The following is a 16,803-nucleotide window of genomic DNA, read 5'->3' as shown; positions in this document are numbered from 1 at the left end:
CGGGGCATCCCGGGGGCCACCGCGCCACCCGGGATGCTCATTCCCGATTCAGAACGCCGTCCACCGTGCGCCACAGGCCCAGCGGGTTGGCCTCGCGCAGCTCCACGGGCAGCAGCGCCTCGGGAACGTCCTGGAAGCACACCGGCCGGACGAAGCGGCGCAGGGCCCCGGTGCCCACGGCGGTGAAGCGGCCATCCGCGCTCGCGGGGTACGGGCCGCCGTGCACCATGGAGGGACATACCTCCACCCCCGTGGGTACGCCGTTCACCAGCACGCGGCCCACCCGGTCCGCGAGGACGGGGAGCAACTCCGACGCCAGCGCGTGGTCCCCGGCCTCCACCATCAACGTCGCGGTGAGCTGGCCCTCCAGGCGCGAGGCCACGCGCGCGAGCTCCCGTTGCTCCCGGGCGCGGGCCAGCACCGCGCAGCTCCCGAACACCTCGTCCGTCAACGCCGCGTCCGTCAGTACCGCGACCGCGTCCACCTCGAACAACGCGGGCGCGCCCCGGGCCTCGCGGCACTCGCCACGGAGCCACGTGCGGGTGTCCTCGCGCGCGGCGAGCCGGTCCACGCCCTCGCGGAAGCGCTCGGCGATGCCGGGCGTCAGCATGGGCACCGCGGAGGCGGGGCCCAGCCGCTCCACGAGGCGGGCCCGGAAGGCCTCGTAGCCCGTGCCATCGGCGGCCACGAGCAGCCCGGGCGAGGTGCAGAACTGGCCCGCCCCCTGGAGGATGGAGGCGGCCAGCGCGTCCGCCAGCGCCTCGGGCCGCGCGGCCAGCGCCTCGGGCAGGAGGAAGACGGGGTTGATGGAGCCCATCTCCGCGAAGACGGGGATGGGGACGGGCCGCGCGGCGGCCAGGTCCATCAGCGCCCTGCCCCCGGCGCGCGAGCCGGTGAAGCCCACGGCGCGGATGGCCGGGTGTTGCACCAGGACGCGGCCCACCTGCGTGCCGGCGTCGAACAGGAGCGAGAACACGCCCTCCGGCAGGCCGCACGCGGCCACCGCCGCGCGCACCGCCTCGCCCGCGCGCTCGGACGTGGCCGGGTGGGCGGGGTGCGCCTTGACGACGACGGGACAGCCCGCCGCCAGCGCGGACGCGGTGTCGCCGCCCGCGACGGAGAAGGCTAGCGGGAAGTTGCTCGCACCGAACACCGCCACTGGCCCCACCGCGCGCAGCATGGAGCGCAGGTCCGGCCGGGGCGCGGGGCGCCGCTCGGGCAGCGCGTGGTCGATGCGCGCGTCCACCCAGCTTCCCTCCTCGAGGAGGCGGGCGAACTGACGGAGCTGTCCGGCGGCGCGGCCCAGCTCTCCCTGGATGCGTGCGGGAGGCAGGCCCGTCTCCCGGGGCGTGACGGCCAGGAAGTCGGCCTCGGCCGCCAGGAGCGACTCGGCGATGTGCTCCAGGAAGACGGCGCGCTGGCGCGAAGGGAGGGCCGCGAAGACGGGCGCGGCCTCCTCCGCGAGCTGACAGGCCCGCTCCACCTCGCGAGGGTGCGCCGAGTGATAGCGGGGCTCCAGGGCCAGGCCCGCGTCCGGATTCCATCCGGTGAAGGGCGTACCGCCGGGCTCACCTCGCCCGGCGCCAATCAAGGACAATCCCATCCATTCCATGCGCGGGTCCTCGCTTACAGGTTCGGCCGGTTCGCCAGCGCCTCTCGCAGCACGCGCAGGCACTCCTCGCGCTCGGCGCCGGCCAGCTCCAGCCGGGGGCCGCGGACGCGCTCGTGTCCCCAGCCCACTTCCTGCTGCACCAGCTTGATGAGCTGGACGAACTTCGTCACGGTGTCCAGCCGCAGCAGCGGCAGGAACCAGCGGTACAGCGCGAAGGCGGCGTCCTTCTTTCCGGCCATGGCCAGCTCGAACAGGCGAACCGATTCGTCCGGGAAGGCATTCACCAGCCCCGCGACCCAGAAGCGCGCGCCCGCCTCCACGCCCTCGACCAGGCAGTCATCCACGCCCACGCCCAGGGTGAGCCTGTCTCCGAGCAGGGCGCGGATGCCGGTGACGCGCCGGGCATCGGTGGAGGACTCCTTCACGGCGGAGGCGTTGTCGAACTCGGCGGCCAGCTCGGCCAGGTGCGCCGGGGTGAAGTCCGTCCGGTAGGCCACGGGGTTGTTGTAGAGCAGGCACGGCAGCTTCGTGGCGCGGAGGACGGCCGCCACGTGGGCCTTCATCTCGCGCCAGTCGCTGGAATAGACATACGGCGGCAGCACCATCAGCCCCGCGCAGCCCGCGTCCTCGGCGGCCTTCGCCAGCCGCACGGCCTCCACGGTGGAGAGGGCGGCGATGCCCGGGACGACGGGGGCCGTCACCGCCTCCGTGCAGGTGCGCATCAGCGCGACCTTCTCTTCGAAGCTCAGCGTCGCGCCCTCGCCCAGCGAGCCGCAGGGGATGATGCCGGTACAGCCCCGCGACACGAGCCAGCGCACGTGTGCGCGCACCGCGCCATGGTCGACGGACAGGTCCGCGTTGAAGGGGGTGGTGATGGCGGGAAGGACACCAGTCCAGGGGCTCATGACGCTCTCTTCGGGGTGGGTGGGGGTTCAGGAGGAAGGCGGAGGCTGCCGATGCGCGCGGGCAGACAGGGCGGGCGCACGTCCTCGGCGGACCAGCCGAAGAGGGCCTCCGCCGCGGCGCCGCAGGTGCGGCCCTGGCAGGCGCCCATGCCCAGCCGCGCGTACAGCCGGGCCTCGCGCAAATTCTGGCAGCCCTCCAGCGCGGAGAGCGGCACGTCCTCGCAGCGACACAGCAGCGTCTGTGGCGTGGCGAGCCGGCTCAGCTCGGGGCGCGGGGCATCGTGCCGGGCCAGCGCTTCAGCGAAGACGCGCACGCGCCGCCAGGCGCTCACCAGCGCGTCCGGGACGGGTTGCTCGGACGCGGCGAGGCCGGCCATTTCTCCGGTGACGAGGGCCTGGTCCACCCCGCCGATGCCGAGCACCTCGCCCACGGCGTGCACGCGCGGCACGCGTGTCTCCATCCGGTCGTCCACGACTACCGCGCCACGCGACACCTCGCAGCCCAGCAGCCGCGCCAGCTCCAGGTTGGGCACGAGCCCCCAGGCCGCGCCCAGGTAGTCACACGCGAGCTCCTCTTCGCGGCCGCCCACGGACATCCGGACGCTTTCGAGCCGGCGCTCGCCGCGAGCCTCCAGGACCCAGGACTCCGTGGCCGTGCGCACGCCCGCGAGCCCCGCCGACAGCACCGCGCCCTGGAGCAGCTTGTCCGGGTAGCGCCAGAGCTGGAGGGCGAAGCCCCAGTGACGCGCGGCGGGGGCCTGCTCGGCGATGAGCAGGACTTCGCCTCCGTGGGCATGAATCGTCGCGGCGGCGGCGAGCAACAGGGGGCCGGTGCCGGCCAGCACCACGCGCCGGTCGCGGATGGGAAGGCCGTCCTTGACGAGCACCTGCAGGCCGCTGACGCCCAGCACTCCCGGCAACGTCCAGCCGGGGAAGGGCAGGAAGCGCTCCCGCGCGCCCGTGGCGAGCACCAGCCTGTCATAGCGCACCGCGAGCGAGGACGCTCCCTCCTCGACGAGGAGCAGCCCCGGCTCGGGGGCGGCGACGACGCGCGCTCCGGGGCGGAAGCGCGCGCCGGAGGCCGCGAAGCGCGACAGCCAGCGGCGGGCGAGCCGGTTCGTGCCCTTCCGTGCCTCGCCGCGCCAGACCTGCCCACCGGGCTCCGGCTGCGCGTCCAGGACGAGCACGTCCAGTCCCGCCTCGGCCGCCCGGCACGCGGCCGCGAGCCCGCCCGGCCCCGCGCCGATGACGACGAGGTCGCACGCCTCACGCATCGGTGACCACCTCCAGGTCCTCTCGGCAGGGCGTGAGGCACGTCAGCACTTCGGGCACACCGTCCACGGTGGCGCGGCACTCGAAGCAGACGCCCATGCCGCAGGACGGCCCGCGCGGGCGCCCCGCCAGGTCGCTCCGGCTGATGAAATCTCCGGCCAGGGCGAGCGCCGCCGCCACCGAGGTGCCCGCGGGTACCGTGAAGGCGCGCCCGTTGATGCGCAGGGTGATGGCCTTCACCCGGGGCTCAGGCATGGAGGGCCTCGAAGCGCGAGGGCGCATAGGGCCGGGCGTCGATGGCGCTGGCGCGGCCGAGCAGTTGGTCCGCCACCAGCCGCGCGCTGCCGGTGGCGGTGGTGATGCCGAGCCCCTCGTGTCCGCAGGCGAGCCACAGCCAGGGCTTCCGGGGATGGGGACCGAGCAGCGGCAGGCCATCCGGAGTGGCCGGGCGCAGCCCCGTCCAGACGCGCAGGGCTTGCAGCGCATCCAGCCCCGGCAGGAAGTCGGCGGCGCGCTTCAGCATGCGCTCCAGGATGGCGGGCTCGACCTGGCCGCTCCCCACGCCCGGCTGGCGCGAGGAGCCCAGCAGGAGCTGCCCGGTGACTCGCGGCTGGGCGTTGAAGGCGACCGACGCGCCGTCCGAGCCATGCGCGCTCTTGAGATAGCCCAGCTCCACGAGCTGGTGGCGCACCACCGGCGCACCCCGCCGGGTGATGAGCAGGTGTCCCTTGCGAGGGGAGATGGGCAGGTCCGGGCAGAGCCGGGGGCTGGCCACGCCCGCCGCGAGCACGACGTGTCCCGCGGCCAGGACCTCGCCGTTCTCCAGCACCACGCCGTCGGGGCGCAGGGCGGCCACGGGGCAGCCGGGCATGAGCCGGGCGCCACGCTGCTGAGCGCGGCGCGCGAAGTGGAGCGCGGCGAGCGGCGGGTACACCACGGCATCGTCCGGAACCCGCAGCGCGCCGACGAGGTTGGGAGTGAGCGCGGGCTCCGCCTCACGGAGCGCGGCGGCGTCCAGCACCTCGGCGCGCACGCCCGCGCCACGGTAGCTCGCGACCTTCGCGGCGATGGCGGCCAGCTCCTCCTCGTCCGTGGCGAGCCAGAGCGTTCCGCACGCGTCGTACTCGACGGCCATCGGCAGCTCGTCCCGCAGCTCGCGCCAGAGCGCCACGGACCAGGCCGTGAGCGCGAGCTCCGGCGCGTTGTCGTCCATGGCCACCAGGTGGCCCATGCCGCAGGCGGTGGTCCCCGCGCCAATGGAGCGGGCCTCCACCAGCGCCACGGACATCCCCTCCGCGCACAGCACGTCCGCGAGCGCCGCGCCGACAATGCCACCGCCGACGATGACGCAGTCGACGGCGCTCATCCGATGCCCCAGGCGAAGGGGTCCGAGTCGTCGACGAGCAGCGTGGCCTCCGCGTTCACCGACGCCGTGCCGGTGATGGTGGGCAGGATGTGGTCTCCGTCGCGCACGTAGCGCGCCTCGAAGCGGCTGCCGATGATGCTCTCCTGCACCCACGTCGCGCCTTCAGCGAGCGCGCCCTCCGCGGCGAGACAGGCGAGCTTGGCGCTCGTTCCGGTGCCGCAGGGCGAGCGGTCATAGGCGAGCCCCGGGCACAGGACGAAGTTGCGAGCATCCACGCCGGGCGTGGGCGAGGGCGCGTACAGCTCCACATGGTCCACCTCCGCGCCGCCGGTGCCGGTGAGGCCCTGGACCGCCAGCGCGTGCTTGATGGCGGACGTGTACGTGGTGAGCGCGGGGATGTGTCGCGGCTCCAGGGGCAGGTGGTGTGCCCGGGAGAGGAAGAACCAGTTGCCACCCCAGGCGATGTCTCCGCGCACCTCGCCGTGGCCGGGGACGGAGAGGGCCACGTCGTGGGCTAGCCGGTGACTGGGCACGTTGGCGATGCTCACACGCCCATCCGGGTGCAGCGTGGCCCGGACCACGCCCACGGGAGTCTCCAGCGCGTGGACTCCGGGCGTGATGCGGCCCAGGTACTCCAGCGTCTTCACCACGCCGATGGTGCCGTGGCCGCACATGCCCAGGTAGCCGACGTTGTTGAAGAAGATGACGCCCGCGACGCTGGAGGGATGGGTGGGAGGGCACAGCAGCGCGCCCACCATGACGTCCGAGCCGCGAGGCTCGCAGACGATGGCCTTGCGAAAGGCGTCGAACCGCTCCCGGAAGCGCTCGCGCAGGGTCGCCATGTCGCCCGCTCCCAGCTCCGGTCCCCCGTCGGTGACGACGCGAGTGGGCTCGCCGCCGGTATGGCTGTCGATGACACGAATGCGCCGCATGTGGGGCCCTCCCTCCGAGCCGCTCGGAAGGCTACCCTAGGACCCCTGGAGAGCGGTTTCTTGAGGGTTTCGCGCACGGCGGCGAGGGAATCGCGCAAATGCGGCGTGGTCCCCGTCGTGGGAGCATACGACGGATACGATGCGGCTGGTGAGCTCGGTGAGCCGGGCTATCTGTCCAGGTCTTGCCAGACCTGAGCCGGCCCACCGGTACATTCCTCTTGTTCCAGCTGGACATCGTGCGCCACGGGGTCGGCGGTGGCACAGAGCCCACTCTTCTTGTTCACCAGGCACTGGCCACTCCCGTCAGGGCACCTGTCGAACTTCCATTGCTGATTAGCATTATTGTCGCACTCGAACTGCTTAAGGTTCGCGCCGGGTTTCTTGCTCGCCTCATTCACTCCCATGCACAGACTGGACGCGTTATTCCTCAACCTGAAATAACCCGACCCTTTGTCCTCTTGGGACCACCCTTGATTTGCTCTGTTATCACACCTGAATTGTTTGATGTTCGCGCCGGCAACCTCACTCGCGTGATTGACGCCGATGCAGTATTGGGAGTTTCCGGTCTTGAGCGAACGCGCCTCCGCCGCGAATGACGCGAAGAAGCACAAGGGAACGGCCCACAGCAGAGCCTGCATCGAACGTCTCATGACTATCTCCATGGATGGATGAGCACCGGGCGTTTCGAGGGAGCAACTCATGCCGCCGTGGCCATGCACATCTTGCTGGCGCTATTCCTGGCTGCCTGGCACGGGACTTCCCCGGCATGTGTGTCTTCCCTTGCACCTCAGGTGGAAACGATGGGCAGCCGCCGCCAAGAGACAGAGGGACGGGCACTGCCATCCACGGCTGCCGCACTCGCCGCGCCAGCCTCGGTTCTTCGCGGCGTCTCCGCTCCAGGCGCAAATCTGCTCTCTCAGGAAAGGGAGGAGCCTGCAGCACGCCTGTCCACCCGGGGCATGCCAGGCGGGTCGCCTACCCCTCTCGCGCTCCACGGAACCGAGAGCGAGCAGGCGACTGAGCCTCCGCGACACCACCGGCGCACCACGGCGACTCGAAACCGTGGAAGCGGTGCCAACCGGCACCGCCCCTGCTCCTTGTCCGGTCCTCAGGCCCCGCCCGGGGCGTCGTGGAGCTTCAGCACGTAAAGGAAGTCCGGGAGGGTGCGTCCACGGGCCACGACGAGCCCGTCGCGCAGGATGACGGTCTCCTCCAGGGTGTCCTGGAAGTGCGCCATGGGCGCGGGGCTCCTCCGGCGATGGAAGGCGACGGGGCCCTCTCCCAGGGCCTCCCAGTACTCGCGGCGCATCACCTCCTCGGGCTCCGCGTTGCCCTGGAGCACCGCGCGGGGCGCGCCCGTGGCGAGGTCGAAGAAGCGCGTCGTCTGGTCATCGGAGCAGGTGACCAGCAGGTCTCCCTCCATGGCCACCGAGAACGGCAGCGCCGCGTGCGGCACCTCGTAAAGGAGCCGCCCCGTGCCCGCGTCGTACAGGCGCACGACCTCGTCCAGCGCACAGGCCGCCACCCGCGTCCCATCCCCGGAGAGCCGCGCGGCGATGACCGGCTCCCTGGAGACCTGGAGGACGCGCCGGGAGCCCGCGGGCAGGTCGAAGAGCTCGAGCTCCCCCGAGGCCCGTCCCACGGCGATACGGGGCACGAGCGTCGCCGCCCCGTAGGCCGGCGCGGGCTTCATCAAGGCCTGGGTGTCGAGCACGAGCGTGCCCGTCCTCGCGTCGTGCAGCATGAGCCGGGAGGCCTCGCCGTAGCCCGAGATGACATGCACCCCATCAGGCGTGAACTCCACCATCGTGACGAGCTGCGGCGGCCCTCGCAGCGTGTGCAGCAGGCCCCCGTCGGCGACGCGCCACACGCGCACCACGCCCACCTCGAGGACTCCCGCTACCAGCTGCCCATCCGGCGAGAAGGCCATGGGCGGCTCCATCGTCATCCGCTTCGACGCGTCCCGTCCCTCCAACGTCGGCGCGGACAGCTCCTTCCCCGGCGACAGGCGCCCCACGTCGAACAGCTGGATGGCCCGGCGTCGTGGCTCCTCATGGAAGCGCACGACGGGGTACGCGGCCAGGGTGCCGTCCGGACTGAAGCGCCAGGGCTGCAGCCCGGACTCGTCGGAGCCGGGGGGCAGCGCCCGCACCTGGCCCCGGGCGTCGATGGCGACGGCCGCGTCCAACCGCTTCGCGATGGCGACGCCGCCCTCCGGCTGGCCCCACAGGTGTTTCACGCGGTGCTGCTCGGACAGGAGGGTCGGCGGCACGGGCGCATCGAGCGCGCTCAGGAGCACGCCGCCGTCGGCCGCCGTCAGCGCGAAGTGCTTCAGGTCCGGGGAGAAGGCCGCGCCGCGCTCGCGGCCGTCCGAGGTATAGGGGCGCGACCACACCGAGGCGCCCTCCTTCACCTCCAGCACCTCCAGCCGGTCGAACCCCAGCAGGCCCAGGCGCGACGTTCCCAGCCAGTGCAGCTGCGAGTAGCGCGAGTTGCCTTTCAGGCCCCTCACCCGCTTCCAGTCTCGCGTCTCCACCAGGGCGACGTCATCGAGGTCCGCCCACGCGAGCCACTCGCCATCCGGACTGAAGGCCAGCGTGCGGACGGACATCTTGGAGTCCAGCCGCGCCACCTGCGCGCCCGTGGCCACGTCCCAGACGCGCACCGTGTCGTCCGAGGCGCCCGAGGCCAGCCAGCGGCCGGAGGGATGGAAGTGCACGCTCAGCACCGACTGCTGGTGTCCCTTGAGCGTGCGGACCTTCTGGCCCGAGGCCACGTCGTACAGGTGGACGCACCAGCCCAGGTTGGCCACCGCCAGCAGCCTCCCGTCGGGGCTGAAGGCCACCGACGTCACCTGGCCCTCCTGCCCGGTGAACGCATGCAGCTGCGCCCCCGTCTCCACATCCCAGAGGCGCGCGTCATGGGCCCGGGAGCCCGACGCCAGGCGCTTGCCGTCCGGGCTCCAGGCAACGTCCCGCACCTCACCCTCGTGGCCCGCCATCACCTGGAGGCTCCGTGCCGTGGCCACGTCCCAGACGCGCACGTTGTCCCCGTCGGACCACGAGCCGGTGGCCAGCCGCGCACCTGACGGGTCGAAGGCCGCGCACAGCACATGGGCGTCGTGCCAGAGGAGTTCGTCCACGCCCTCCAGGGCGCCTCGCAGGGGCAGCAGCGACTCCACCCAGGGCGCGCCGCCACCGGCGGCCTCGCGCTGCCGGCGCCACCAGGTCGCCAGCTGGTACAGGTGCGCCTCCGGGTCGCTCCAGGGCGCCGAGCCCTGCGTGGCAAAGTACGGCGCGGCGTCCGGCGCGTCGTACCAGCGCAGCCGGTTGTAGAGGCACTGGAAGAGGGCCTCGGGGTGGGCGCGCAGGAAGTCCGCGTCGAGCGCGACGGCCTTGCGCAGCACGCGCAGCGTCCTGGGGCCCACGGTGGGCCCGGCCTCCATGAGCACGCGGGCGTCGGCGGGCGTCTGGGCGAGCGCCGTGTCCAGGGCGGCGAGCAGCGCGTCCACGCCTTGGGTGCTCACGAGGGTTTCGAGGGTGGAGAGCTCGATGAGGGAAGAGAGGTCGTGGGGCATGGAGGGTCCTTCGCCGCGAGGCGTGGGGCGCATTCTCGCGGCGACCCTCTTCCGGGTCCAATGGACGGGTCGCGAGTGCTGCTCAACGGCCCCATGTCATTCCAAAGGGGGGCTTTACTCACGGAGAAGTCAATCATCACCCGTTGTGAATAACCCCTGAGACATGCAGGCTGCCGCGGCAATCCCCTCACGGAGGTCCTGCATGCAGCCGCACCCGCTCTTGTCTCAGTCGAGAATGTCGACGTTCGTACTCCTGGCGTTCCTGGGCAGCTTCGCCTGGAGCACGCCGGTCTTCGCCCACGCGAAGGGCGTCATCGGCTATGGGTATCTGGGCTACCGGGACCCGCCGAGAGGGTTTGAGGAGTATTGCAAGTTCAAGGAGACTCGCACCTGTTTCTGCAAGTGGGCCAACAGCACCTGGTTCGACACCGTCGATGGCTGCTCCAACGTGAGCCAGGAGATGGCCGAAAAGGAAGCTGTGAACACCTGCACCATCCTCTGCATGAAGGCGCAGCAGGAGTCGGGGAACAACAACACCGGCGGAACCCTTGGACGGCCCGGTGGCTCGACGGGCGGGGGCGTCGTGCTCGAGGGCGCGGGAACCGTCGCCTTCAAGGAGTCGTGGAGCTTCCTGGCCTACGTAGCGTCCAGCCTGGAGCCCGTCGCCTCCTCGAACGAGCCGGAGCCACTGGCGGCGCTGCTCGCCGAGCAGACCGCCGTACCCTGGGTGTTCCTGGAGGGGCCGTGGGACCAACTCGAGTGGAATGACCCGCACGGCTCGGCGGCCTTCGTGCAAGCCTTCTGGAGCAAGAACGGTTCGCCCAAGCCCATGGGCAAGTGCGAGTACGCGGTGCAGCTCCCCTGCCCCCTCGAGGACGTGGACCTGGGCGACAGCATCCAGGTGTGCTCGGGCGAGGGCGAGCAGGACGCCCTGCTCGTGGCGCAGACCAGCTGCGCGCCGCTCCGCTACAACGCGCTGGGCCGGGACTGGCGGACCTTTGCCGTCTTCGGGGAGACTGCGGAGGGCGGAGAGCAGCTCACCCCCGCGGCGACGCTCCTGGCGGTGGAGCAGGGGCAGTTCCTGGGCTTCGAGCCGGGGAGCCTGGAGGCCATCGGCCCGTCGGAGGACTGGGCGAAGCTGGCGGAGGAGCTCCTGGAGCGGACCCAGGGCAACGCCGTGAGGCTCGCGGGACCGCCGGAGTTCTACGCCCCCAAATAGTGACGGCGTACGCCCCAACCCGGGAGGAGGTGGCAGGTGGCCTCCCCCGGTTCTCCCTGTGAGCGGACCGCGCTACTTGCTGGCCGCCACCGGGGCGCCAGCCCCTGACTCCTGGCCGGTCGTGAGCATGGCCTCATGGAGCGCCTCGGCCATTTCAAAGTAGGGAATCTTCGGCTCCAACCCCAGGCCGCGCGCGTACTGCGCCAGCGCGCCCCGGTGATGTGCCGTGTGGTCGATCAGGATCTCGAAGACATGGGATGCCGTGAACCACGGCGGGAAGATGGGATTGGGAGGCAGGGGCACCTGCACGAGTTCTTCCATCGTCCTCGCGCCGAACATCGCGCTGGCGGAGTCCATCGACCGGTCGAACAACTCCGCCGCCTTCTTGAGCGAGCGGCCAGCCTCCTGCACCTCGGGAGCAGTGCTCCGTTCCTCGATGCCGGTGTTGGTGCCCTGCGTCCAGGACATGTCGACGAAGCCCCGCTGGCGTTGCGACATCGCAGACCAGCCCTCGAACACGCCGAACACGCCCGAGAGGAAGAACTCGATGGCCGCCGCCGCGTGCAGCACCTGGCCCGCGGCGGTCATGGTCTCCGGCGCCACTCGGAAGCTGGCGTCCTCATCCCTGAAACACTCCAGGGTGCGGTGAAAGAACTCCCGGTGCATGCGGAGCTTCTGGACGAAAGGGTGGGTTTGGGCCGGGCTCTCGGCGCGCTGGGAGGTATCCATGGACTGCTCCTATCCTGATGCTCACCTGATTCATGACATGTCCCCCTGACAGGCGAGCGGGGCGCGGCCACCGGGCGCTACGTGCTGGCCTGGGCCTCGCGTTCCACCGGAGGGCCGTGGCACAGTCAGTCCACTTCACACGTTGGCAGAGCACAGAGGCTTCCATGGGTATCGATTCCGTCGGTGGTTCAAGTCGGAGCTCCTCGTCGTCGTCCGCGAGCGACACGTCTTCGAATGCCACATCGGACGCCGCGAGCGCCGCGGAGACGGCGAGGGCGACCGCCGCCGAGGCCGAGAGGAAGGCCACCGAGGCCGCCGCCGCCGCGGAGAGGGCCGCGATTGCCGCGAAGGTGAACTTCGACGTCAGCTCCTTCACCCCCGCGGCCGCGCCCAACGGGATGCCCGCGCTGACGGCGCCCCAGTTCACCAAGGACATGTTGAACCCCGCGCCCGTCGCGACGACTCCCACGCTGACGGCCCCCCAGTTCACCGACAACCTGCTCCAGGCCACGCCCATGGGGCCGCTCGCTTCCTTCGAGAAGCCCGCGCCCATTCCCATGCCGAGGCCCGAGCGGCCCGCGGAGGCCACCAACCTGACGTTCGGCGCCAACGCCGACGCCGCTGCCGTCAGCGCGCACTCCCAGCAGGTGCTGGGAGACATCATGACCACCGCCGGAGTGACGTCCGCGCGCATCACCAGCACGGCGCGGACGCCCGCGGACCAGGCGCGCGCCATGTACGACAACCTCCAGTCCCAAGGCGTCGCGGCGCAGAAGGCCCTCTACGGAAGGTTTGGGGACCAGGTCATCGACACCTACTCGGCCTCGGTGGCGGCGGGGATGACGCGGGCGCAGACGGAGCAGGCCATGGTGGACACCATCAACGCGGTCGGGCCCTCCAACGTGTCGCGGCACCTCGCGGACCCCGCCCGGAGCAACGTCGTCGACATCGCCCCCAGCTCGATTCCGGCCGACAGGCGCGAGGCGTTCATCGCGGCCATCCAGGCGCACCCGGACGTCTCGCGGTTCCTGGGCCCCGCCGACGGCGACCCCGCGTACCACGTCGAGATCCGCCAGCCCCAGGCGGAGTGAGCCGACGCGGACGGCCTCGCTGCCCGGCTGACACGAGGGCAGCGACGCGCCTTCCGCCGCTACGGCTGGGTGGCGTGGCCCCGGCCCCGTCGAATCGTGGGCATGATGTACCGTGGGCATGATGTCAGGAGTGCTTGGGATGCATGGGGCTGACTCCGAGTCCTTCGAGAGGGTGTTGCAGTCGGCCGGCGAGCTGTCCTCCGCCCGCCTCCGTGAGGCTCAGGGAGCCAGGGAGGCCGTGGAGCGCGCCGTCTCCCAGGCCGCGGCCCTCCACGACGCCGCGCCCGAGCCGAGGGCCTTCGCGCGACACCTCGGGGCCCTGCTTTCGCGGGCGGAGGACCCGATGCTCGCGCTGGGGCGCCTGCATGCCCGGGACCTCGCGCTCGCGCTCTCCTGCGCACAGGGGCTGCCGGCGGCCCGTGCGCTCCTGGAGCAGGAGGTCTTCCTCAAGCTGCGCGTTCCCCTGTCTCGCATCCATCCCTCGCCGGTGTTCGCGGACGAGGTGCTGCAGGTGCTCCGGGCCAACCTCCTGATGCCTCGCGCGGAAACACCCTCACGGCTGCTCGGCTACGCGGGCGTGGGCCCGCTGCTGCACTGGGTGAGCATCTCCGCGACGCGGCTCGCGCTGAGGATGCGCAAGGCGCTGGGAGAAGAGTCGCAAGTCGAGGCCGAGGTGCTCGCCGCGCACCCCGCACCGGGAGGGCTGGAGCTGGGCTTCGTCCGGGAGGAGGCCCGGGGGCATGTGCGCGCGGCCTTCATCCGGGCGGTGGCCTCGCTGGACGACGAGGACCGGGAGCTGCTGCGACTGCACTTCGTCGAGCGCCTCTCCCTGGAACGCATGGGCGCCCTCTACAGCCTGCACAAGTCCACCCTCTCACGCCGGCTCTCCGCGGTGCAGGCGCTGCTGGAGAAGCGGACGCGGCGCGCGCTCGTCGAGCGCCTGTCGCTGCCCGAGCCGGAAGTGGACAGCCTGATGCGCGCCATCCATGGACGGCTGGACCTGAGCCTCTCCGGCCTGCTGGCAGGGCGCGAGTGAGCTGCCCGGACGAGAACACGCTCTCGGGTTATGCGAGCGGAGTGTTGGACCCCGAGGGCACGACGAGCGTGCGCCAGCATGTCGCTGGCTGCCCGGAGTGCCGGAGCGTGCTCGCCGCGCTGGGCGGGCTGGAGGCGCCTCCACCGCTGGTCGACACGGGGCTGCTCGTCTCCGGCGCACGCGTGGGGCGGTACATCGTGCTCGGGCTGCTCGGCGAAGGCGGCATGGGGCGCGTCCATGCCGCCTATGACCCGGAGCTGGACCGCAAGGTGGCGCTCAAGCTGCTGAACCTCGCGAGGCTCGGGGAGGGCTCTCTTGCCCAGGCGCGTCAGCGACTGGAGCGCGAGGCCCGCACGATGGCCCGGCTGTCGCACCCCCATGTCGCCCGACTGCACGACGTGGGGGAGTTCCAGGGGCAGCTCTTCCTGGTGATGGAGCTCGTCGAGGGGGGCACGCTCCGGCTGTGGCTGGCGGAGAAGCCGCGCACGCGCCGGGAAATCCTCGCGCGCTTCATCCAGGCGGCGGATGGGCTCGCGGCCACCCACGCGCTGGGCATCATCCACCGCGACTTCAAGCCCGACAACGTCCTGCTGACCCGCGACGGGCAGGTGCGCATCACCGACTTCGGCCTGGCCAACGCGGCGGTGGCGCTGGAGCCTCCTCGGGAGGACATGGCCTTCGTCTCCGGCGAAGCGCCGCTCACCGTCACCGGGGCGTTCCTGGGGACCCCCGCCTATGGCGCGCCGGAGCAGCTTCGCGGAGAGCGGGGGGATGCCCGCTCGGACCAGTTCGCCTTCTGCGTCGCGCTCTACGAAGCGCTCAACGGGCAGCGGCCCTTCGCGGGAGCCACGCGCGAGGAGCTCCTGTCGTCCATGGTGCGCCAGGAGGTGCGCCCCGAGAAGAGCGGTGTGCCCTCGTGGCTCAAGGCCGTGGTCCGGAGCGGCCTCTCCGTGGACCCGTCGCGGCGCTTCGAGTCCATGCAGGTGCTGCGGGCCCGCCTCTCACGGGAAGTGGGGGGCTGGAAGCGCAGCGCCGCCACGGCGGTGCTCGCGGGAGGACTGGTGGGCCTGGGGTTCCTCGTGCTGGGGCCTTCATCGGAGACGCCGAGCGAGACCTGCCAGGGCAGTGAGCGGCACCTCGCGGGCATCTGGGACGCGTCCGTGCGTGAGTCCACACGTCAGGCCTTCCTGAAGACGGAGGACCCCGCGGCCGAGGCCTCGTTCCAGGCCGTGGCCTCCACGCTGGAGCGGTGGACCCAGGACTGGACGCGTGCGCATCAGTCCGCGTGCGAGGCGACTCGCGTCTTCGGCGAGCAGTCGGAAGCGGCGCTGGGACTTCGGATGACGTGCCTGGACCAGCGCCTGGGAGAGCTGTCGCGGCTGACGGTGGCGCTCCAGGGCGCGGACACGCGGACGGTGGAGCGGGGCTTCGGGCTGGGGGCCTCGCTCGGAGGCGTCGGCCGATGCGCGGACGTGCGCACGTTGCAGGAGGCCGTGTCTCCTCCTGAAGACCCGACGGCGCGCGCGGAGGTGGACGCGGTGCGCACGGAGCTCGCGCGGGCGAACGCGGAGCTGCTCGCGGGACATACCGCCGAGGCGCTGCGAATCGCGCTGCCCGCCCGGGAGCGTGCGCTCGCCACCCGTCACCGGCCCCTGGAGGCGGAGGCGCATCATCTCTGCTCGCGATTGCAGGAGGACGCTGGAGCGCTCGAGGACGCGCGCGCGTCCCTGGCCCAGGGCTCGCTGGCAGCCGAAGCGGGGCGACATCTGGGCGTGCTCGCGCGGGTGCTGAATTCCCAGGCCTGGCTGCATGGGTACGGCTTGGGGCGCCCCAAGGAGGCGTGGCCCTTCCTCCAGCGCGCCCGTGCCGTGGCGGAGACGCTGCGAGACACCGAGCTGGACACCCTGCTGGACCAGGTGCAGGCGGAGCTCCTGGAGCAGGAGGGCCGATTCTCGGAGGCGGAGCCGCTGCTGCGTGCATCGCTGGAGACCGCCAGCACGCGGGGCCAGACCCACGCGCACGCGGAGCTGAGCGGTCGGCTGGGCCTGCTGGCCCGGCAACAGGGGCGGCTGTTGGAGGCGAAGCATTGGCAGGAGGAGGCGCTGCGGCTCCATGAGGAGCACTTTGGTCCGGCGCACCGGGACACGGGACGGGCCCTGGCGAATCTGGGGGGCACGCTGGCCTTCCTGGGCGAGCTGGCGAGGGCCGAGGCCGTCCTCCAGCGGGCGCTCGGAATCCTTCGCAAGACGCTGGGCGAGGAGAACCTGTCGGTGGCCCGGACGTTGTCCAACCTGGCCGTCGTCTACTTCGAGTGGGGGCATGGGTCCCAGGCGCGGGAGGCCGCGGAGGGAGGCTGGGCGCTGGCGCGCAAGAGCGTGGACGCCGACAGCCCGGTGCTGATGGTGATGAGGTCGAACCGGCTCGGCGTCCTGGGAGAGCAGGGCGAGCGTCTGCTGGAGCTGGAGCACGTCCGACGCGTCCTGGCGCATCGCGAGCGCGTCTATGGCGCCTCACACCCGGAGGTGGCCCTGGACGTGCACGAAGTGGGGAGGCTGCTGCGCCTGCTGGGACGTCCGGACGAGGCACGCGGCTTCCATGCGCGCGGCGTCTCGCTCCAGCGGCCCCTGGCCGACAAGGGCGAGATGGATGGCGCGGGGCTGCGCTCCCTGGCCGATGCCCTCCTCTTCCTGGGGCAGGTGGACGAGGCCCGGCGTCATGTGGAGCAGGCGCTCGCGAGCATCGAGCGGGACCTGGGGCCTTCGTCGTCCGAGCGCATCGAGGCGCTGCTGCTGCTGGGGGACGTCCAGCTCGCGCGAGGCCAGCCCGCGGAGGCCCTGCCGCCGCTGCGGACCGCGCTGGAGGTGCTCACGGCGCGGCAGGTGGTCTCCGCGCGCGTCCCGAGGGTGCGTCGCCGGCTCGCGCGGGCGCTCCGGCTGACGGGCGCGGTGGAAGAGGCCTGCGAGGAGGCACGGCGCGCCTGGGAGGAGCTGACCGTGTGGCACAAGGCCTATGCCCAGGAGACGACGGAGACGCGGGCCGAGCTGGGGCACTGTCGCGGGTAGCG

General features: G+C 71.9%; 13 protein-coding genes. 4 read left to right on the top strand and 9 right to left on the bottom strand.

Going from position 1 to position 16,803, the window contains the following annotated elements:
- Positions 1-37: 37 nt before the first annotated feature.
- The 8 genes from G4D85_RS16695 to G4D85_RS16660 form a co-directional block, all read right to left on the bottom strand.
- On the bottom strand, positions 38-1,603 hold the full coding sequence (locus G4D85_RS16695; protein ID WP_240359322.1) for an aldehyde dehydrogenase (NADP(+)): 1,566 nt from the start codon (positions 1,601-1,603) through the stop codon (positions 38-40).
- A 23-nt stretch (positions 1,604-1,626) separates the two neighbouring features.
- Positions 1,627-2,517 carry a dihydrodipicolinate synthase family protein gene (locus tag G4D85_RS16690; RefSeq protein ID WP_164013068.1) on the bottom strand — a complete coding sequence of 297 codons (891 nt, stop codon included), beginning with the start codon at positions 2,515-2,517 and terminating at the stop codon, positions 1,627-1,629.
- Positions 2,514-3,791 (bottom strand): NAD(P)/FAD-dependent oxidoreductase, encoded by a 1,278-nt coding sequence (locus tag G4D85_RS16685; protein WP_164013066.1) that lies wholly within the window; start codon positions 3,789-3,791, stop codon positions 2,514-2,516. The genes G4D85_RS16690 and G4D85_RS16685 overlap by 4 nt, the downstream gene beginning before the upstream one ends.
- Positions 3,784-4,044: a (2Fe-2S)-binding protein gene (locus G4D85_RS16680; protein WP_164013064.1), complete on the bottom strand. Its 261-nt coding sequence runs from the start codon at positions 4,042-4,044 to the stop codon at positions 3,784-3,786. Before G4D85_RS16680 ends, G4D85_RS16685 begins: the two co-directional genes overlap by 8 nt.
- Positions 4,037-5,155 (bottom strand): NAD(P)/FAD-dependent oxidoreductase, encoded by a 1,119-nt coding sequence (locus tag G4D85_RS16675; RefSeq protein ID WP_164013062.1) that lies wholly within the window; start codon positions 5,153-5,155, stop codon positions 4,037-4,039. The genes G4D85_RS16680 and G4D85_RS16675 overlap by 8 nt, the downstream gene beginning before the upstream one ends.
- Entirely contained in the window at positions 5,152-6,087 is a 936-nt protein-coding gene (locus G4D85_RS16670) for a proline racemase family protein (protein WP_164013060.1), read from the bottom strand. Before G4D85_RS16670 ends, G4D85_RS16675 begins: the two co-directional genes overlap by 4 nt.
- Positions 6,088-6,254: 167 nt before the next feature.
- Positions 6,255-6,737 (bottom strand): RICIN domain-containing protein, encoded by a 483-nt coding sequence (locus G4D85_RS16665; protein ID WP_164013058.1) that lies wholly within the window; start codon positions 6,735-6,737, stop codon positions 6,255-6,257.
- A gap of 458 nt (positions 6,738-7,195) precedes the next feature.
- Positions 7,196-9,664 (bottom strand): WD40 repeat domain-containing protein, encoded by a 2,469-nt coding sequence (locus tag G4D85_RS16660; RefSeq protein ID WP_164013056.1) that lies wholly within the window; start codon positions 9,662-9,664, stop codon positions 7,196-7,198.
- A 235-nt stretch (positions 9,665-9,899) separates the two neighbouring features.
- Between G4D85_RS16660 and G4D85_RS16655 the strand changes: the two genes are divergently transcribed.
- Complete coding sequence (locus G4D85_RS16655; RefSeq protein ID WP_164013054.1) at positions 9,900-10,883, top strand: hypothetical protein; 984 nt, start codon at positions 9,900-9,902, stop codon at positions 10,881-10,883.
- A 72-nt stretch (positions 10,884-10,955) separates the two neighbouring features.
- Here the strand turns inward: G4D85_RS16655 and G4D85_RS16650 are convergent, their stop codons facing one another.
- Positions 10,956-11,612, bottom strand: coding sequence for a DinB family protein (locus tag G4D85_RS16650; RefSeq protein ID WP_164013052.1), 657 nt, complete (start codon positions 11,610-11,612; stop codon positions 10,956-10,958).
- 164 nt (positions 11,613-11,776) lie between these two features.
- On the opposite strand from G4D85_RS16650, the gene G4D85_RS16645 reads away from it, so the two are divergent.
- From G4D85_RS16645 to G4D85_RS16635, 3 genes are all read left to right on the top strand, one after another.
- Positions 11,777-12,703, top strand: coding sequence for a hypothetical protein (locus tag G4D85_RS16645; RefSeq protein WP_164013050.1), 927 nt, complete (start codon positions 11,777-11,779; stop codon positions 12,701-12,703).
- 139 nt (positions 12,704-12,842) lie between these two features.
- A complete protein-coding gene (locus G4D85_RS16640) occupies positions 12,843-13,739 on the top strand; it encodes a transcriptional regulator (RefSeq protein WP_164013048.1) in 897 nt (298 codons plus the stop codon).
- Complete coding sequence (locus G4D85_RS16635; RefSeq protein ID WP_164013046.1) at positions 13,736-16,801, top strand: protein kinase domain-containing protein; 3,066 nt, start codon at positions 13,736-13,738, stop codon at positions 16,799-16,801. Before G4D85_RS16640 ends, G4D85_RS16635 begins: the two co-directional genes overlap by 4 nt.
- The last annotated feature ends 2 nt before the right edge of the window (positions 16,802-16,803 follow it).

Source organism: Pyxidicoccus trucidator (genome assembly GCF_010894435.1).
GTDB classification, from domain to species: Bacteria; Myxococcota; Myxococcia; order Myxococcales; family Myxococcaceae; genus Myxococcus; species Myxococcus trucidator.
Note: the sequence above shows the minus strand (reverse complement) of the source record. Positions and strands in the feature narration are given on the sequence as shown.